The sequence below is a fragment of the Paenibacillus sp. FSL H8-0280 genome (assembly GCF_045040665.1).
Classification (GTDB): domain Bacteria; phylum Bacillota; class Bacilli; order Paenibacillales; family Paenibacillaceae; genus Paenibacillus; species Paenibacillus xylanexedens_A.
Genome location: NZ_CP150296.1, coordinates 286,237 through 304,435, shown reverse-complemented (window position 1 = coordinate 304,435; position 18,199 = coordinate 286,237). Strand labels below are relative to the sequence as shown.

The 18,199-nt window shown below is 47.3% G+C and carries 13 protein-coding genes; 6 read left to right on the top strand and 7 right to left on the bottom strand.

What is annotated here, in order from left to right; all coding sequences use genetic code 11:
* Window positions 1–80 precede the first annotated feature (80 nt).
* Window positions 81–2,333 carry a glycoside hydrolase family 105 protein gene (locus tag MHI12_RS01350; protein WP_405172912.1) on the bottom strand — a complete coding sequence of 751 codons (2,253 nt, stop codon included), beginning with the start codon at window positions 2,331–2,333 and terminating at the stop codon, window positions 81–83.
* A gap of 370 nt (window positions 2,334–2,703) precedes the next feature.
* Here MHI12_RS01350 and MHI12_RS01345 point away from each other — a divergent pair, with 370 nt between their 5' ends.
* Window positions 2,704–3,531, top strand: a complete 828-nt coding sequence (locus tag MHI12_RS01345) for a methyl-accepting chemotaxis protein (RefSeq protein WP_017691152.1) — start codon at window positions 2,704–2,706, stop codon at window positions 3,529–3,531.
* A gap of 161 nt (window positions 3,532–3,692) precedes the next feature.
* Here the strand turns inward: MHI12_RS01345 and MHI12_RS01340 are convergent, their stop codons facing one another.
* Window positions 3,693–4,511 carry an endonuclease/exonuclease/phosphatase family protein gene (locus tag MHI12_RS01340; protein WP_405171300.1) on the bottom strand — a complete coding sequence of 273 codons (819 nt, stop codon included), beginning with the start codon at window positions 4,509–4,511 and terminating at the stop codon, window positions 3,693–3,695.
* A 280-nt stretch (window positions 4,512–4,791) separates the two neighbouring features.
* Between MHI12_RS01340 and MHI12_RS01335 the strand changes: the two genes are divergently transcribed.
* Both MHI12_RS01335 and MHI12_RS01330 read left to right on the top strand, forming a co-directional pair.
* On the top strand, window positions 4,792–6,570 hold the full coding sequence (locus tag MHI12_RS01335; protein WP_405171299.1) for an SWIM zinc finger domain-containing protein: 1,779 nt from the start codon (window positions 4,792–4,794) through the stop codon (window positions 6,568–6,570).
* Between the two features lie 5 nt (window positions 6,571–6,575).
* On the top strand, window positions 6,576–9,596 hold the full coding sequence (locus tag MHI12_RS01330; protein ID WP_405172911.1) for a DEAD/DEAH box helicase: 3,021 nt from the start codon (window positions 6,576–6,578) through the stop codon (window positions 9,594–9,596).
* 145 nt (window positions 9,597–9,741) lie between these two features.
* Here MHI12_RS01330 and MHI12_RS01325 read toward each other — a convergent pair whose 3' ends face one another.
* Window positions 9,742–10,206 (bottom strand): hypothetical protein, encoded by a 465-nt coding sequence (locus MHI12_RS01325; RefSeq protein ID WP_211175745.1) that lies wholly within the window; start codon window positions 10,204–10,206, stop codon window positions 9,742–9,744.
* Window positions 10,207–10,589: 383 nt separating this feature from the next.
* Here MHI12_RS01325 and MHI12_RS01320 point away from each other — a divergent pair, with 383 nt between their 5' ends.
* Window positions 10,590–11,273, top strand: a complete 684-nt coding sequence (locus MHI12_RS01320) for a type 1 glutamine amidotransferase domain-containing protein (RefSeq protein WP_405171298.1) — start codon at window positions 10,590–10,592, stop codon at window positions 11,271–11,273.
* 104 nt (window positions 11,274–11,377) lie between these two features.
* Here the strand turns inward: MHI12_RS01320 and MHI12_RS01315 are convergent, their stop codons facing one another.
* From MHI12_RS01315 to MHI12_RS01300, 4 genes are all read right to left on the bottom strand, one after another.
* Window positions 11,378–12,337, bottom strand: coding sequence for a 2-keto-3-deoxygluconate permease (locus MHI12_RS01315; RefSeq protein WP_405171297.1), 960 nt, complete (start codon window positions 12,335–12,337; stop codon window positions 11,378–11,380).
* Between the two features lie 6 nt (window positions 12,338–12,343).
* Window positions 12,344–13,801 (bottom strand): glycoside hydrolase family 1 protein, encoded by a 1,458-nt coding sequence (locus MHI12_RS01310; RefSeq protein ID WP_405171296.1) that lies wholly within the window; start codon window positions 13,799–13,801, stop codon window positions 12,344–12,346.
* 94 nt (window positions 13,802–13,895) lie between these two features.
* A complete protein-coding gene (locus tag MHI12_RS01305; protein ID WP_405171295.1) occupies window positions 13,896–15,824 on the bottom strand; it encodes a beta-glucoside-specific PTS transporter subunit IIABC in 1,929 nt (642 codons plus the stop codon).
* A 139-nt stretch (window positions 15,825–15,963) separates the two neighbouring features.
* Complete coding sequence (locus tag MHI12_RS01300) at window positions 15,964–16,809, bottom strand: PRD domain-containing protein (RefSeq protein ID WP_341005793.1); 846 nt, start codon at window positions 16,807–16,809, stop codon at window positions 15,964–15,966.
* Window positions 16,810–17,122: 313 nt separating this feature from the next.
* Here MHI12_RS01300 and udk point away from each other — a divergent pair, with 313 nt between their 5' ends.
* Both udk and csaA read left to right on the top strand, forming a co-directional pair.
* Window positions 17,123–17,755 carry a uridine kinase gene (gene udk / locus MHI12_RS01295; RefSeq protein ID WP_017691162.1) on the top strand — a complete coding sequence of 211 codons (633 nt, stop codon included), beginning with the start codon at window positions 17,123–17,125 and terminating at the stop codon, window positions 17,753–17,755.
* A 112-nt stretch (window positions 17,756–17,867) separates the two neighbouring features.
* Window positions 17,868–18,197, top strand: a complete 330-nt coding sequence (gene csaA, locus MHI12_RS01290) for a chaperone CsaA (RefSeq protein WP_405171294.1) — start codon at window positions 17,868–17,870, stop codon at window positions 18,195–18,197.
* Window positions 18,198–18,199: the final 2 nt, after the last annotated feature.

The window sequence follows — 18,199 nt, the reverse complement described above, 5'->3', positions numbered from 1 at the left end:
TCAAAAAAGTAAGGAGTTACAGGAATCAAAAACCACCAGGAATGATATTCCCGGCGGTGATGATCCCGTCTCAAATATGATTACGGATATACAACCGTATTACGTGGAGCAGAAGACAACCTGTGTTCAGCCAGATGTTTCTTCATTTTTGCCACTTCAGTTCCTGCCAGCATCATAATGCCTATTCCGTGATTGTCATTGGTGACGGTACGCAAGTCCTGATCATAATACTCTGCTGTAAATGCATATCGTGATCCGCTACACACGCCATGGACATTCCCTTGACGATCAATGGCTTTGCAGATGAGTCCTTTCCAAGCCCGCTCGGCAGCTGTGACGTAAACTTCAGGGTCTTTGAACCAGCCAAAACGTACACCTCTCGCAAAACCATAGGCAAACATCGCCGTACAGGAGGCTTCTTCATACGTCTGCGGAACATTCAACACCTGATGCCACAACCCGCTTTCCCCTTGAAGCGCTGCGTACCCTTCACACAGCTCGTTGAAGAAATTAATTAGAGCCGGGCGCTCGGGATGCTCTGCTGGCAAAGCTTCCAGTACCTCCGTCAAGGAAAACAGTGTCCAGCCATTCCCCCGTCCCCATGGAATCTGCGTTGCCTGTCCGTATTTGAAATCATACACATGGGACATGATCTTGAACTCAGGCATAAACAGATACTTCCGATACAGTGAAAATTGTCTGGCGGCTTCATCCAATGCGGCTGAGTTGCCTGTCACCCGTGCATAACGAACGAGAAACGGCGTGCTCATATAGAGGTCATCTGCCCACATGGTATTCTCGGCATACTCCCCTACACATGTGCGATAAAATGCACCATCCTCCTGCCGTTCCAGGCGGGAAAGCATGAAATCTGCAATCCGTTCAGCAATCGGAAGAAACGTTGGTTCATGACACTCTGAATACGCTTCTAGCATGGCCGAACCAAAAGAACCACAGTTATCCAGCATTTTCAGCATGACCAATTGTTGATTGACTGCCGGGAAACCATACTGCTCCCGATCCCATAAGGAGTATTCATACATCTGGGTACATGCCTGCACATGCTCAGCCGCATAACGTGTAATGTCCGGTCTTTGCAAATAACGCCCCGTCCGTAATAGACCATATACAGTGACACCCAATGGATAATCCCAGCGACCATAATTGGTCACACTGCCCACTGTCCATTTGTTGCTTAACATCGCGTTCTCATAATAAGGTCTGATCCAAGCATCCGGTCGATCTAAGCGCCAATACGTCTGTTCTAGACCCGTTTGATACACTCGGTCCGTTCGAGTCAGATCCTGCAAATCGGGTTCAACCTCCGACTCAAAAGGGCCAACATATAACCAAGACTCTCCATTAGCTCCGTGCACACGCTGAGGAAGTTCCAGTGAGAGCGGCTTGCCCGACACGGTTGCGTTCAAATTAAAATGCCAAGGTCCCGCCGTATCGTCATATTCACTTCGGACAAGCAGGTCACTCCGCCCAAAAGAGGCTGGTACATCCACCTCGAACGGACCCGGCTCCTTCACTTGCGCCACAGGCTTACCGCTAATCCAAATACTCAGAGAACCGGAAGATTGACCTGACAATCGCACTGCATTCCCGGTTGAATCGTTATTGTTCAGATGGGTCCAAGCATAAGCATGCTTACCAGCAAGATTTCCGAATATTCGCTCGAAAGCTGGCTTGGTTTTATCTTCATCAGACCAGCCTGTCTCAGGCAGCCAGTTCAAGCTGTAGTCTGATTCTTTTCCAAGCAGGTTCGGTTGTTTACTCGTGGCTGGGTTCGGTTGGGAGAACACCCAACCCGCTTGTCCCTGTCTCTCCTGAAACGGCGCAAATACGTTCAGAATACGCACTTTACCTTCATCTGACCCAAATTGGCAGCCAAATCCGGCAGGGGTGTTTTTCATTTCCAGCCAAATGGTGTTCCAACCAGGCTTGATATCGATGCTGAGCTTCACCGTTGCGTCTGGACTAATCTCATCCATTACGGTTGAGCGATAGACCATCTGCTCATTGAAATAGAAACGAACAGGTCCATAACAGCGGACCAGTACATCCAGGTTTCGGTCCTCGTCCCCCCATACCAGTGCAGCTGCGTAGGATATATGGTCTTTAGGTGCATCAGGAAAGCGTTTACCTAAATTCAGATCATAAAGCCCTTTTTCATTTTGCAAAATACCAGACTTCTGGAATACCCGATATACAAAATCAGCCTGCGCATTGGCTCCAATATACCTCTCGGCCAGTACCTTCAACACCTGATCCTGATCTTCTCCAAATCGGTAATACATGCTCTGCGGTTCACTGAAATAGGTCGTCATCGATGGCACACATCCTTCTCCCGTTGAAATAAAGTCTTATATCATTGCATTCATACCATCCACACTGGAGCACCAAACTAATATGCAGTAACTAAGTATAGCGCTTAACCTAGGTGGGTAATCCCCTTACCGGGAAATAGGTATGTCCCTTGGTTATCTTCTGAATAGCCGAATAATAATCCCAGTATAACTGACATGTTCGGTGGTGGCTACAGATTTTTGATTACGCTTACAATTATATCGGATTTAGTCGCCTTTTCTCTCTAGGTTAACTTAAATTTAAACAATGGTTTAAAAACGAGAAAACGTTACCGATATAAATACTAGATTGAAAAATTCCACTTTTTGTATCGGGAAGGAAAGATGCACATTGAATACTCTTGAATCTCTGGTAAATGCTATGCCTTTTGTTAGCCAAATGTTCCGTGACGACATATCCATATCCATTAATGATCATGAGAAAGTATTGTATTTTTCCGAAGCAAAAAGTCTGGAGATTGGCGTGAAGGTTGGAGATGAGCTGCATGACGATTATAAACATTTCAAAATGCTGACTAACAGAGATTCCCGTACCGTGGCACGCATGCCTGGTGATCTGCAGGGCAGACCTTTTGATGCTATTTTAATCCCTATTAAAGAGAACGATCAGGTCGTGGGTATATTGGGTGTGAACTACGCACTGGATAGTCACATGACATTGGAAACGCTGATCCGTGAAAATGAAACAACCATTAATGCGCTCGTTGGTGGCATTCAGCAGATTGCTGCACATTCCGAAGAACTCTCCGCGACCTCGGAAGAGATTCTGCGCAACTCCAAAAAAGCTTCAGAGAACTCGGTCAGTGTAAGTAAAGTAACAAACGTCATTCGTGAAGTATCGGAACAAACCAATCTGCTTGGACTCAACGCCATGATAGAGGCAGCCCGTGTGGGCGATCAGGGCGCCGGATTCGGTGTGGTGGCCAGTGAAGTACGTAAGCTGTCAGATCATACGAAGCAAGCAGCAGCTGATATCGAATCATCCCTAGGCAGCGTACAAGATTCCATGAAACATATGGAGCAGGAGATCGGTCAGATTACAACCGCAACAGTGGATCAGGCCAAGCTTGTTACCGAGTTCATGGAAAGTATCGAACAGCTTAGTGAGACAAGCGCGAATCTGAAAAAGTTTGTACATCAGATGCTGGCGCTCGAATAACAATAGAGTTCCACAACAGAAAGAACAAACGATGTGAAATGTACATAACAAATGATTTAGAATGTGAAAAGCCTCCGGCCACTTCCCTTTACAGGAAGTCAGCGGAGGCTTTGTTTCGTATTTGCGATGATATCCCTTTACGGTTTATGCTCACACGGCTGTTATATCTCTACAGCGACGCCAAAATGGTCAGACACGACCGGTCCATTTTTACCGTTCAAGACCACGGTGGAAGATTTAGCCTGAATCGGACGATTGGAGAAAATATAGTCGATCCGAAGATCGCGTTTGTTATCTGCCCAGCCGGCAATGGCCTTGACCACGGTTGCTCCATCATCCTTTTGCAATGCTGTGGTGTACAGGTCATTCCAGCCTTTGCTCATCATATAATCATAGCCTTCATCACGCACTTCCGCGACATTATTGAAATCACCCATTATATATAACGGTTGGTCTATGTAGGGGGCAAGCTTGCTCTCTGTCAACTCCCACTGTCCCTTGAAAGGTTCCTGCGCATCATCCCACCAGTTATAATGTCCATTCACAAACCAGGTTGCTTCACCTTGGACGACCGTCTGGATTCCCACAATCTTGCGTGTACGATAGTTGTTATAATCCCGCATGTGGGACACGTATTCCCCAAAAGCCTGCTTAATCGGCGTCCGGCTAAGGATCGCCAGTCCTTCATCGTATTTTTGAAACCCGACATGCGCGGGAATCCACGTCCAGTAATATTGCTCTGTCAGCTGCTGAAGCAGGACGTAGGCATAGTTGTCTTTTTTAATCACAGCATCGGGTTCAGTAGCATAATACATCTTCAGTTCTTCTTCAGAAAGCGCGACTTCCTGCATCGATTGGTTGACCTCCTGCATGGAGATCACATCGAATTGATGTGTATTAATAAAATCAGCCAGTTGACTGATCTTGTTCAGTTGATCCTCTTCCGCCCAAGCGTGTGTGTTTAACGTAAGTATTTTCATATGCTCTCTCCTGTTGTGTGTAATATGGCCGTTTCCCCGGCCTGCATCGTTCCTGATAGGAATACATACCATAAGCATACACAATATGGTGCATTCTTGCATGTCGGCCGCCAGCAGAACCGACGTGTTCATCCTGATTCCAGTTGGTCTAAAATAACTTCAAATTCTTCATAACCCATGCACGAATTGGCTCATAACTGATATGATGGATACAACAAATTTACAACATCACGTCATAGACGTGGTGATTACTGAACCTATGTTTACCCCAGGAGATGGAATGATGAACATACCGAATAACATGAGGATGGATGATGCGCAGTGGCAACAGTTGATCAGGCAGGTTGCGGAGCATTTTAATAACCTGACGATCATGCGCGGATTCCAATATTATAAACAGAAACGTGTCGGACCATTAACCTATTCCGAACAACAAGGGATCTCGGCCGTTGTACAAGGATCGGAAGAATATGAGGTCACCCTGAGCATGCAATCCCTGACTACAAGTCATTGTACCTGCCCGGTGAGTTCCGTATGCAAACATATGACGGCTGTATTGATGAGTTATGCCGAACAACTGGAGCGACCTGTGCATGCTATTGTAAATGCACACTCCAGTACTGCGCTCAAACAAACGACCAAACCCATCGGTGCCATGTCCGCAGGACTATCCAGCTATACAGAAGCCGATGAACAACAGGATACGGACATTCCGGACAACCAATACAGCCAGATCAAGGAACGTGCAACAGAGCTTGCTGATCTCGAAATCTCGGAATGGCACGAGCTATTCCACTCCTGTCTGAGACGGCTGGGTACCGGCACAGCAAGCACATCCTACGTGCAAGAAGCAACGGACGAGCTGTATGCCATTAAGCCAAGGCTGAACGCTGCGATGGACCAACTTTTTGAACTACATGTGCAGCTGCACCTCATCCGATTCTGCGTGCCGCCGGCTCGTAACTCCATCACGCATACCCCCGTGTACTTGAGCTACCCTGCCCAGCTCGCGGTGGATGCACTTCAGAAAGACATTGAACGGATCTTTAACCATCCACTAGACCTGTCAGGTCTAAAGGGAAACAAGCTTGAACAACTTTGGAACAGACTATCTGAAACCTCAGCTTATTTACGTAAACAGATGATGCCTGAGACAGCCAGCATGATGTTCTTCACTCCGATCTATCGACAACTGTGGTTGAACTGGATTGTACCTGAGCTTCAAGGGTCGCGGGATATGCTAGCATCGGAACAGGTTATCTTAGATGATATAGAACGTAATATAACCGCCGCTTCGACACCTTCCCAGTCAGGTGAAAGTGTCTTGGGTGGTGCTCAAAGTAATGGAAGTAGTAGTGATAGGCCAGGCAAAGCCGTAACACTGCCCCTGCCGCTAGTACTCGCGCAGAGTTGGATGCACTTCCATCTGGGGCAAGATGATCAGGCATGGCAGCGACTCATCCATGGAAGCTCGGCCTACGGTTTCCCGCCAGAACAGCTCTTGCATTTTCTTCATGTACTCGCAGATTCAGCTGAATGGAAGCGGCTTGGGGATTGGTTGGTACAACTTGGCCCCCTGCTGGCGAATCGGCGCAATACACCTTTGAATGATTACATGCATCTATGGGATACGGCCATTCAACATCTGCCCGTTGCAGAGAACCGTATGTGGGACACGCTTGTCAGTATGCTTCCCCACTCCCGCCCCGCCTACGAGGATGCTATGCATTCGCGTGGACAGTGGCGCAGATGGATTGATTTTCAGCTGAGTACGGGAACGGAACCTCTCGAATTCCGCGTAGCGATGCTGCAACCAATCGAAAAGGATGCACCTGAGCTGCTGCTTCCCTTCTATCATCAGGCAGTGGAGCGTTATATCGGACACAAAAACAGGGACGGATACAAAGCAGCGGTGAAGCTGTTGAAACGTCTGTCCAAAATCTATAAAAAAATGAAGCAAGAAGCGCACTGGGAGCAATTCATCACCACACTCGCCGTTCGTAACAGTCGGCTGCGCGCCCTGCAGGAAGAGCTTCGGAAAGGTAAACTGATCTCATGAGCTTAATTCATCCTTACACTGAAACGATTGAGGTTCACGTCGCTTTAACCGGATATGGCGATGCTTTGTTTTACGGAGCACTCAACACACACCACTTTGTACCGGGACAGTCGCTTAAGCAGCGATTGTTCGCTTGGCATGCGCCTTCCTTCTACGGGACCGAACTGGAAGTTCGGCAGATTGAGGAGATTGAGCTGGTTGTTCTGCCTGCGGAAGAAGTGATTCCCTTTTTTGCCGAGATGCATACTCTGCTTCATATTGAATGGAAGTGGGACGAGCAAGCGGAACATCTGATTCGACTAGCTCCAGCACTGGCATCCTCCATAGAGAAACGAAAATACGTACCTAGCTTCGAGGCATACCGTGCAGGACAGCTTCAGTGGACCTGGGACCCGGATAGCTTGAAAAAGCAGGATCGGGCATCGCTTTCCAAAGCGATTCAGCAAACGGACGAGAGTTATGCCGAAGGACTCGGGGCGGCTTACTCCGCCTTTGTGTTCCAGCGCTGGTACAGTTCGGAGGAAGCTGCGACCGATCTGCGGCGTGAATTCCCGCAGTTGTTCCCAGAGCGTGGGATTCTCCCTAAGACAGCCGGAATGGATGCTCAGTCCTGGCTCGTATCCATTGGCTGGAAAGCAGATGCCGCACCATTCAGACCCATGCTGCAATTGCAGGAGCCGGACGAGGATGAGCCATCTTGGCGGCTACGACTGGTATTGCAGAATAAGCTGGATGCCGCTGTATTGGTACCCGTCATGCTAGATTCACGGGGCCGGCTTGAAGGGGAGTGGCCCGAGGTATGGACACCGTTCATTCTGGATCGCTCCGCCGGATGGCTGGATCAGCTGCGTGCACATCTGCCGCGTCTTGGAGGTTCCATTAGCGGCAGACGGGACGTGCTGAGTGATCCTTTGGGAGATCAGGAAGCTTGGCAGTTCCTGACGCAGGATAGCGGGCGGTTACTCGCAGCGGGCTGGCAAGTTCTGCTGCCTGGTTGGTGGGAAGCAGCCCGTAAGAAGAAACCAAAGTTGCGTGCCAAAGTGCAGCCGGAGGAAGGCAGTGAGCGGGGACAGTCGTTCTTTGGACTGGACTCGATTATTCATTTTGACTGGCGCATTGCGATCGGTGACACAGATCTCAGCGAAGATGAATTCGCCGACCTTGTTGCCCGTAATGAACGACTGGTTCGCTTCCGCGGAGAATGGGTTCCACTTGACCCTGATCTGCTGGAACAGATACGTCGTGCCATGGGCGGTGTAGATCGGGAACAGGGACTCTCATTCCAGGATATTCTACACCTGCATCTGCTGCATAATGAGCAACGGGAATATCGCAACCAGAAATGGAAGGAAGGACAACAAACCGAGGAAGAGCAGCAACCACAGGATGATCAGAACATTCGGCTGGAAGTAGAACTGAATGAGCACCTGAACCGGGTTATTGCACAACTCGGGGGCGGACAAGGCGGCGCACCTTCCCTGCCCATTCCGACAGGGCTTCATGCCGAGCTGCGATCATATCAGAAGGAAGGTTTTGCATGGCTTGGTTTCCTGCGCAGATTCGGACTTGGGGCATGTCTTGCCGATGATATGGGTCTCGGGAAAACCATTCAGTTCATTACGTATCTGTTACACATCAAGGATCATGAACCACGTAAGCCGGGACAAGCCCCGGTTCTTCTGATCTGCCCAACTTCCGTACTGGGCAACTGGCAAAAGGAAATTAGCCGCTTCGCACCCTCCATTAATGTCAGTCTGCATTATGGCGCACGCCGATTAAGTGGAGAAGAATTCCGGGAGCAGACCGAGCAGGTGGATATTATTATCACGTCCTTTGCTACGGCTACACTGGATCAAGAGATGTTACAAACCTACACCTGGGCATGCATCTGTCTCGATGAAGCGCAGAATATCAAAAACGCCCAGACCAAACAGTCCTTGGCGGTCCGCAGTTTCCCGGCGAAACACCGCATTGCCATGACAGGTACGCCGATCGAGAATCGGTTGTCCGAGCTGTGGTCGATCTATGACTTTATCAATCCAGGATATCTGGGCAACGCCCGGGCATTCCAGAATCGCTTCATCAGTGCCATTGAAAAAGATAAAGATGAGCAGCGCATGCAGGATCTGCAGCAATTAGTGAAACCGTTCATGCTGCGCCGGAAGAAAAAAGATCCAAATATCCAGCTGGATCTGCCGGACAAAAACGAGATGAAGACTTACATTCACCTTACGGGCGAACAAAGTGCATTGTATGACCAGTCCGTGCAGGCCCTGATGGATAAAATGAAAGAACTGGAAGGCATCAAGCGTAAAGGTGCGATCCTCTCAGCCCTAACTCAGCTTAAGCAATTGTGTGACCACCCGCTGCTGCTGACAAAAGAAGCTTTGCCGGAGGAACTGCCTGAAGACGGTGCACTAACATCTGCTTATGACGTGTACAGCCCGCAGGATATGGCGATGCTGATCAGCCGCTCCGCGAAGCTGGAACGACTGATGGAACTTGTCCGCGAATTGCGGGATGAGGGCGAGCGATGCCTGATTTTCACCCAATACATCGGTATGGGACAGATGCTGCAACAGGTACTACGTCAGGAGTTGCAGGAGCCTGTGCTGTATCTGCACGGGGGTACCTCCAAAACGGCACGGGATCGTATGATTGAGGAATTCCAATCCCGTACATTGCCTGAGGATAAGCAACCGTCCGTCTTCATTCTGTCTATCAAGGCTGGCGGTGTGGGATTGAATCTGACCGCAGCCAATCATGTCTTCCATTTTGACCGCTGGTGGAACCCTGCTGTTGAGAATCAAGCTACCGACCGGGCTTACCGGATGGGTCAGACCAAGGATGTTCAGGTGCATAAGTTCATCTCTCTTGGCACACTGGAGGAACGGATCGACGAGATGTTGGAGAGCAAACAGCAGCTCAGCGATAACATCATCACAAGCTCCGAGAACTGGATTACCGAATTGTCCACGGATGAGTTGCAGGATCTGTTCACTCGGCGTCGTGACTGGTCGGGCTAACTTGGATTGAAGAAAGCAGTATAAAGACTGGGGCCACACCCGGATTAGATGTGATATATCATAAAAGAAATACAAAAAGAGCGAGGTTTCGGAATTAAAATTCCGGCTTCGCTCTTTTTGTGTTGTTGCAGTTTATTATCCGTTCTTAACGCATGTTACCGATGATGGATGATCTGGAATCCTGCATTTTTTTGACAAAGTTTGTCATTACATCAAATGCTTCATTACGCTTGTTGGACATGGACTGCAGACGAAGCATGTCCATCTGTTGGGAGTTGCTCGCTGCGTCAATTTGGCCTTTCAGCTTTTGAACAGCTGCTTCATCCCCGTTTTGCTGGGCTATCTGCAATTGAGAGTTCAAATCCGCGATCTGTTGATTACGGTTCTGTACCTCCTGGATTTGCGTTTGCAATTGTGCATCCAGTAATTTGGTACGTTCTTGTTGGACCATCATCAAAGCTGTTTCGATATCCATACTGCTAAAGTTGATAGGTGTTACGCCAGAGATGTTGGAGACGGAAACTGTGCTCGCTGAAGCTGAAGAGACGATAGATACTGCAGCGACAGCAGCAACTACGGATGAAGCGAAAAATTTACCTGAACGTTTCATGACTGTTCCTCCGAGTCCATATGTAATATGTACCAGTTTTTTGTTGGTATCTTCCGTCATTCTAAATCAAAAGTACTAGTTGTACAATCAAATTAACTTCAAATTTGAATTAATTTCGATATCGCTTACACACGCCTACCTCCGCTTACAATATGAGTAAAATAAACAGGGCATTATAAGAAAAAGTGCATTCTTACGGGCATATTTACTACGACTAGATTGTTCTTTACTCCTACGCTTGAAAGTCACATTGGAGATCGACGATACGTTCATGATTTTACTTTAGAACATGGTTATGTTATATTTAATAATAGATTTTACACAATTTAATTTTGTGATATTTAATATAAATGGATGTTATATACTTTACGGGAGGTTTTTATATGAAAAAGATACTGGTTGTTCTAACAAATGTAGATAAATACGCAACAAAGGACGAGCCTACTGGCTTATGGTTAAGCGAAGCAACTCACTTTATTGAAGAGTTTGACCATAATGACAATGTTCAGATCGATCTGGTTAGCCCTAAAGGTGGTAACGTACCTCTTGATCCGAAAAGCCTCGGCGATTCTCTGGATGAGAGCACCAAAGCCTATTTTGAAAATGAAACGTTCATGAACCAATTGAAAAATACACTGAAACCTAGCGAAGTAAACGCGAGTGACTACGATGCGATCTACTTCACTGGCGGTCACGGTACGATGTGGGATTTCCCGGACAATGCTGAACTTCAAGAGCTTTCTCGTGAAATCTATGAAAAAGGCGGCGTTGTATCCGGCGTGTGCCACGGGGTTACAGCCCTGTTGAATGTAAAGCTGTCCAACGGCCTGCTTTTGATCAACGACAAAACCGTTTCCGGCTTCACGAATGAAGAAGAAGCATTGGCTCAACAAACCGAGTATGTTCCTTTCCTGCTGGAAGATGCTTTGAGAGAACGTGCTGCACAATACGATAAAGCGGCTGCCTTCAGCTCTTATGTCACAACAGATGGCCGCGTGGTCACAGGACAGAATCCGCAATCCAGCAAAGCTGTAGCTGAAAGTGTTAAACAACTGCTGGGTCTGTAAAATAAACCGATCGATCCCTCTCCTCCCCCAAGAGATCATATAGATGTACAAAGCAAAACAGCACGTGATCCGTCATGACCTGACAGAACACGTGCTGTTTTTTTCTAGTGATTTGTTGATGCAGAAGCTTCCGTCGTTGTTCCTCCAGCCAAACGCTTCACGATATAAGGTACGGTAACCGACGTCAGGATCACAGCAAAGGCAATCTGAGCGATAGCTGTGTCCACATATGGCGCATACGCCGGATTGAACCCGGCAGCCATCGAAGGCACCACCATGGATAATCCAGCTACCGAACATGTCGCAGCCGCTGCGTAACCGGGCCTCCTTAGTATCGCGCGATCGATTCCAATGAGCGGCAACATGCAGATCAGCAAAAATAACACTGTGACCAGCAAGCCGGACAGACTGGACTGAAATGCAATACGCAGATCAATATTGGACCCAAAGCTTGTACCCAGGAAAGGCAGCAGAATCAGTGTTCCCGGAGCAAACATCTTCTGGATGTTGCTATCCAGGTTACCAAGCAGTATCCCGATCAAGAAAGGTACTAGCGTAGCAAGTACACTGAGATAATCTATACCGACACCGCTAGCCGAATTCAATATCATAACCGGAATAACCGGTACGGCGATCAGATTCAGAATGCCAAACGCAGCACGATCCACATCATCTCCATATGTGTTCATCAAGGCCAGATATAATCCCGGATTACAACTGGTCAGAACGGCAATGAAGGCTACCGCAGAAACTCCCCCGACCCCACTTATGCCAAAAAAGTGTACAAACGCCCATCCGAACAGGCAGCTGATGAGGATACGTGAAATACAGAGCACCCCTGCTCTCTTCAAAGTCACCAGAAGCTGTGACAAGTTAAGCTGTGTTCCTGATATCAGTAAAATCATACCGATCAGCACCATGGTACCTTTCGATGTGAACAGCGCTGTTGTTGGATCACCGATCTGAAAAATAGATGGAAACACTGTGTTGATGACCGCGGCGGCCAGCATGGGAACAATCAACAAGCCGCCGGGTATTTTTTTGATACGACCCAGAATATTCATGGTCTGTTACAGTTCTGCTCCGTTGGTACGGATCACATTCTGATACCAGAAGAACGAATCCTTCCGATATCTTTTCAGCGTACCATTGCCATAGTCATCCTGATCCACGTAAATAAACCCGTACCGTTTGCTCATCTCGGAAGTCCCTGAACTGATCATGTCAATCGGCCCCCACATCGTGTATCCCAACACTTCCACCCCATCCGCAATGGCGAGTCCCATCTGTTCGATATGTTTACTCAGGAAATCAATCCGGTATGGATCGTTGATCGTTCCGTCCTCATTTAGCTTGTCGTAGAAACCTGAGCTATTCTCCAGAATGAAGACAGGCTTTTGATACCGATCATAGACAAGATTAAGCGTATAACGCAGGCCAATCGGATCAATCTGCCAACCCCACTCGTTAGCGGGCAGATGCGGGTTTTTGTAGACACTGTGTACATTCCCTGCCGTTAGTTCGAGCTGCTCCGTATCACTGCTGGAAATCATCGAGTTGTAATACGACATCCCCACGAAGTCAGCCGTATGTGCGCGAATGCTTTCCAGATCGCCGTCCTCGATATTCAGCTGGATCTCCTTGTTTTTGAAATACGTTTTACTATAGTAAGGGTACTCGCCTTTATTGAGCACATCGAGATAGAACTGATTTTTCATCTGATCATCCTGTTGCATCTGGAGTGCGTCCTCCGGCTTGCAAGTGTAAGGATACGTTGTAAAATAAGCCACCATACTTCCGATCTGGTTATTCGGATCAATCTCATGAGCCATCTTGGTTGCTCTGGACGCAGCTACAAATTGATGATGCAGCCCCTGGAACAGCATTTCTTCATAATTTGGAGCATCATAATCAATGATTCCCAGCGTCTTGGCCGATGCTTTCACGCTCATGTTGATCTCATTGAACGTCACCCAATATTTCACTTTGCCCTTGTAGCGATTGAACAGCACATCACAATAGTTCACATACAGATCGATCAATTTGCGGTTATACCATCCTCCGAACTTGTCCATCAGTACAATCGGTGTATCAAAGTGACTGATGGTGATCAGGGGCTCCATACCCTGTTTTAGACATTCATCAATCACCTGATCATAGAACTCTAGTGCCTTTTCGTTCGGAGCGGCATCGTCGCCACCCGGAAATACTCTGGCCCATGAAATGGAATAACGAAATACTTTGAATCCCATCTCGGCGAACAAGGCGATATCCTCACGGAAGTTATGATAAAAATCGATCCCCCGGCGCTTCGGATATTTAACCGTATCCGGGTCATTCCTGGCCTCTTCAATCATCTCCCAATTCACTCTGATCTGCTTGGTCACTTTGCGATCGTTCTTCTCGTTAAACTTCATCACTTCTGGAATGGTCAGACTCTTGCCATCTACATTATAAGCACCTTCCGCCTGACAGGCAGACAGTGCACCGCCCCATAAAAAACCTTTTGGAAAATTGGAATTCGTCATTTTAGTTTCCTCCTGTTATTACGTATTATTAAGGTCTTATTAAGACCATCTAGCTTGTAACTCGTAGCTGGACCAGTGAAAAGATGAGCAGTTCTTACGGAATAAGCTTGATCAAAGGTTCACTCTCCCGGATCGGGCCACTGGTCGCTGTAGTCAACACGTCTCCGTACTGTTGCATGTTGGTAACGACAATGGACGTAATGGTGTTGTAGCCCGCTGAAGTAATGCCCTCCGGATCAAAATCCACCAATAAATCCCCGGCTTTGATTGTCTGTCCCTGCTCGATATGGGCGTTAAAATATTTCCCTTTCAGACTAACGGTATCCACCCCGATATGAATCAGGATCTCAACACCATTCGCAGCTTTCAATCCGATGGCATGTTTGGTGCGATAAAGTGCTTCGACTACCCCGTCAAATGGAGCATATACCTTGCCATCTGTCGGAACGATTGCAATGCCTTTACCCATCAACTCTTGGGCAAACGCCTGATCCTCCACCTCAGAGATGGGTTTGATCTCCCCTGTCATTGGACTAACGATAAGCATGTCAGAAGAAGTAGATGTCTGTGATGATACGGACGCTGGAGTTACCTCTGTGGCAACAACTGTTTGATTGCTATTTACCTTATCCGTAGCTTGCTGCTTCGATTTATTTCCATCTGTATCTTCCTTGATGCCGGCCAACAGCGTGAACACAAAGCCGAGTACAACTGCGGCAATACAGCCAATAACGACATACATGTAACGATCAGATGTATACGTACCAATTGCCAATACACCTGGAAGTGAGATTGCATTCGCTGTTGTATGCACCAAGCTGTAAAATCCACCGACTAGTCCGCCTGCCAGACAACCTGCGAAAAACGGACGTTTGTATTTCAGCGTTACACCATAGATCGCCGGCTCGGTAATCCCGAACAACGCGGTAAATCCACTCGAAGCAGCCGCTGATTTCATCGTTTTACTCTTCGTTAGGATAAACACACCGAAGGCTGCTCCAGCCTGAGCCAAATTTGCTGCCAGTGCCGTTGGTAACAGCACGGTTGCACCCAATGTAGCCACTTGTTGAACCTGAATCGGCATGATGGCATAGTGCATACCAAACATGACCATAATTGGTTTGAAAAATCCAAGAATCGCACCAGCAAGAACACCTGCTGTTGAGAACAATGAGTTGATGCCATTGGTCAACCAGTCACCGATATATGATCCTACTGGGCCAAGCACGATTAGTTCCAGTGGAATCATAATGAACAAAACAATCATTGGGGTAAGCAGGACCTGTAGAAACTTGGGAATCACTCGATTGACGATCGGATACACATAACTCATAATCCATACCGCCAAAATGATTGGAATGACGGAAGAGGAATATTTCATCAACAGAATCGGCATGCCGAGAAAATCAATACTGTTTACACCCGTCTCAGCAATCTGAGCCGCAGCGTTCAAAATGGTTGGATGCATTAATCCCGCAGCAAGAGCTACCGCCAAATAGGGATTGGTTTTGAAACGGTTTGCTGCACTAACAGCCAGGAAGAACGGCATGAAATAGAAAATACAGTCCCCGATCATGTTAATGATCGTCAGGAAACCGGAGCCTTCCAGGTAACCCATGGCAGTTATAACGGTAGCCAAACACTTGATCATCCCGCAACCAACAAGTGCTGGCAGAACAGGGGTGAATATACCTGCGATGGTTTCAAGCACTACGTTAACGGGGTTGCGTCTCTTTTTCGGTCCACTGTCTGTAGACTCCGTAAGCTCGCCAATATGGTCAGAAGTTAGATTCTTCACTTCACTGTATACCGCGTCTACTTTGGCACCGATAACAACCTGAACCTGTCCACCGGAATTTTGTGCCTTGAGCACGCCTTCGAGCTGATCCAGCGCCTTAAGGTCTGCTTTGTTATCATCCTTCAATACGAATCTCAGACGGGTTGCACAGTGTGTTAGCCCGGATATATTTTGCTCGCCGCCAACGAGATCAAGTACGTTTTTAGCCAAGTCTTTGTTGTTCATGACCCTTCTCCTCTACATGAATAAATTGGATATATAAAAAATGACCAAGCCGGGGAATCGTCATTCCCTACGCTTGGTCATGCCTGATCGAATCAGTAACAGTCCAATATGGATTATTCGGTTAGTTCCTTCATTAGGTTCATTCTGTTGGTTCATTCGAAATCAATCGTTGAATATGCAAGATCAAGTATAATTTTTCATCATCGGAACAGGTCCAGCCGTAATTATTTTTCAGGAAGTCAGCAATCTTCTCCACACAAGCCAGTTCTTTCGGAAACTTCTCCTTCACCATCAAGAACAGAGATTCATTCTCGTCTTTGAGCGATTTACCGCTCATCTGCCTCAGAATGAAATACCGGATATGTGTGGCAAATCGCATAAAGTGAATGGAGTCTTCCTGAAAATCAATTTTGAGAGCATATTTGATCACTGACAGGATCTCGCCCGTAACTGTGGTCACCTTGGTGGTATCCGTCATCTCTCCTGAGCCCACCTGTGCATTAACAAAATGCAGAGCAATCAGTGTTGTTTCGGCTGTTGGCAGAGCGATATCCGTTTTTTCTTGAATCAGCTTCAGCGCAGCCTCCCCCACCCGGGTCTCGTCCGGATAGAGTGTCCGCACTTCCCATTCCAGCGGATTTTTGATAAGGATGCCTTCTCTGGTTCGGGTTAATGCAAAACTAATATGGTCAGACAGGGTGAGAAGCAGATTCGGGTTAAATGTTTTATTCAGGATCTGACTGCCCAACTTGATGACTTCCTCCGCGAGATAAATATCCTCAATCGGAATACTGTTCAGCAGGTCATACATACGGATGTTCTTCGGTGCTACAAATATTTTCTCCACCAAGTCCGTCTCCGTCAGCTCGTAAGGCGTTTTCAGGAATCCTACACCCTTGCCTACGACAAAAACCTCTTCGTTATGTTCATTAATAGCGATGGCTACGTTATTGTTAACTTTCTTGATAACCTTCAATGTTCTCACCCCCCAACAAAAATAAAAAAAGACCGAAAGCGATTACAGTAAAGCAATCGAATTCGGTCATGCCTGGTTTCCCCAGTAACAGTCCGTGTTATGAATATAAGTTTATTATAGTGCTGTTTTAAAAAAAGTCAATCATCCAATCCTAGGGAATACATCCCTCTCCAAAGCAGATGAAAAAAGCAAAGCGCTGTGGTACAATGAAAGAATTGTGTATTCACAGACAGACATGTGGGTAAAGGTGCTGAATCGATTGTGGATCAGTGCTCTTTATTCATGATTATGCTGCCATTCTAGGGAGGCTTATGGAACAACCATGCTCATCATTGGTATCGCCGGAGGAACCGGCTCCGGTAAAACGACGGTAGCTCGCTCCGTCATAGACCGTCTGGGATCAGGTAAGGTTACTTTTATATCCCAAGACAATTATTACAAAGACCAGTCGCAGCTCACACCTGAGCAACGCCGACTCACCAATTACGATCACCCGTTTGCATTCGATAATGATCTGTTGATTGAGCATCTCACCCTGTTGAAAAAAGGCCAAGCGGCGTATGCTCCCGTATATGACTTCACCATAGATAACCGTGCTGCCAATGAGACGGTTGAACTGGCACCGAACCATATTGTCATTGTAGAAGGATTGCATGTGCTGATCGACGAACATCTTCGCAGTCTGATGGACATCAAAGTATTTGTTGATACCGATTCCGATGTGCGGATTCTGCGTAGAGTGCTGCGGGATATTGAGGAACGCGGACGCACGATCCAATCCGTATACAAACAATATCTTGAAACGGTAAAACCGATGCATGATGCTTTTATCGAACCATCCAAAAAGTATGCGGATATCATTATTCCAGAAGGCGGACATAATGAAGTAGGTATTCAGATGTTATCCATCCTCACTGAGAAATACCTCACCGGAGAGAATTGGAATGGGGCTTAACTAGCTGCAAAGCACCACAACAGAAATCCAGGTTACGATACAGCGTAATCTGGATTTTTTGTTGATTTTTCATTTATAATAGTTCCCAATAGTTGAAAGGAGATCTTCCCCTATGGCTACTTTTGAAGAGTTCATGCAACATGACATCCGGGTTGGTACCGTGGTGGAGGCTGAACCCTTCCCCAAGGCTCGCATACCCGCTATTAAAATGACGATCGACTTCGGACCACTTGGCCTGAAACGTTCCAGTGCTCAGATTACTCAGCGATACACGCCTGACTTGATCATTGGCAAACAGGTCGTTGCTGTAGTTAATTTCCCACCCCGGCGGATTGCCGGTTTTGTCTCTGAAGTACTTGTGCTTGGCGGCGTGCCTGGTAAAGGCGATGTTGTCTTGCTCTCACCGGATAGTCCATTACCTAATGGAACACCGATAGCCTGATT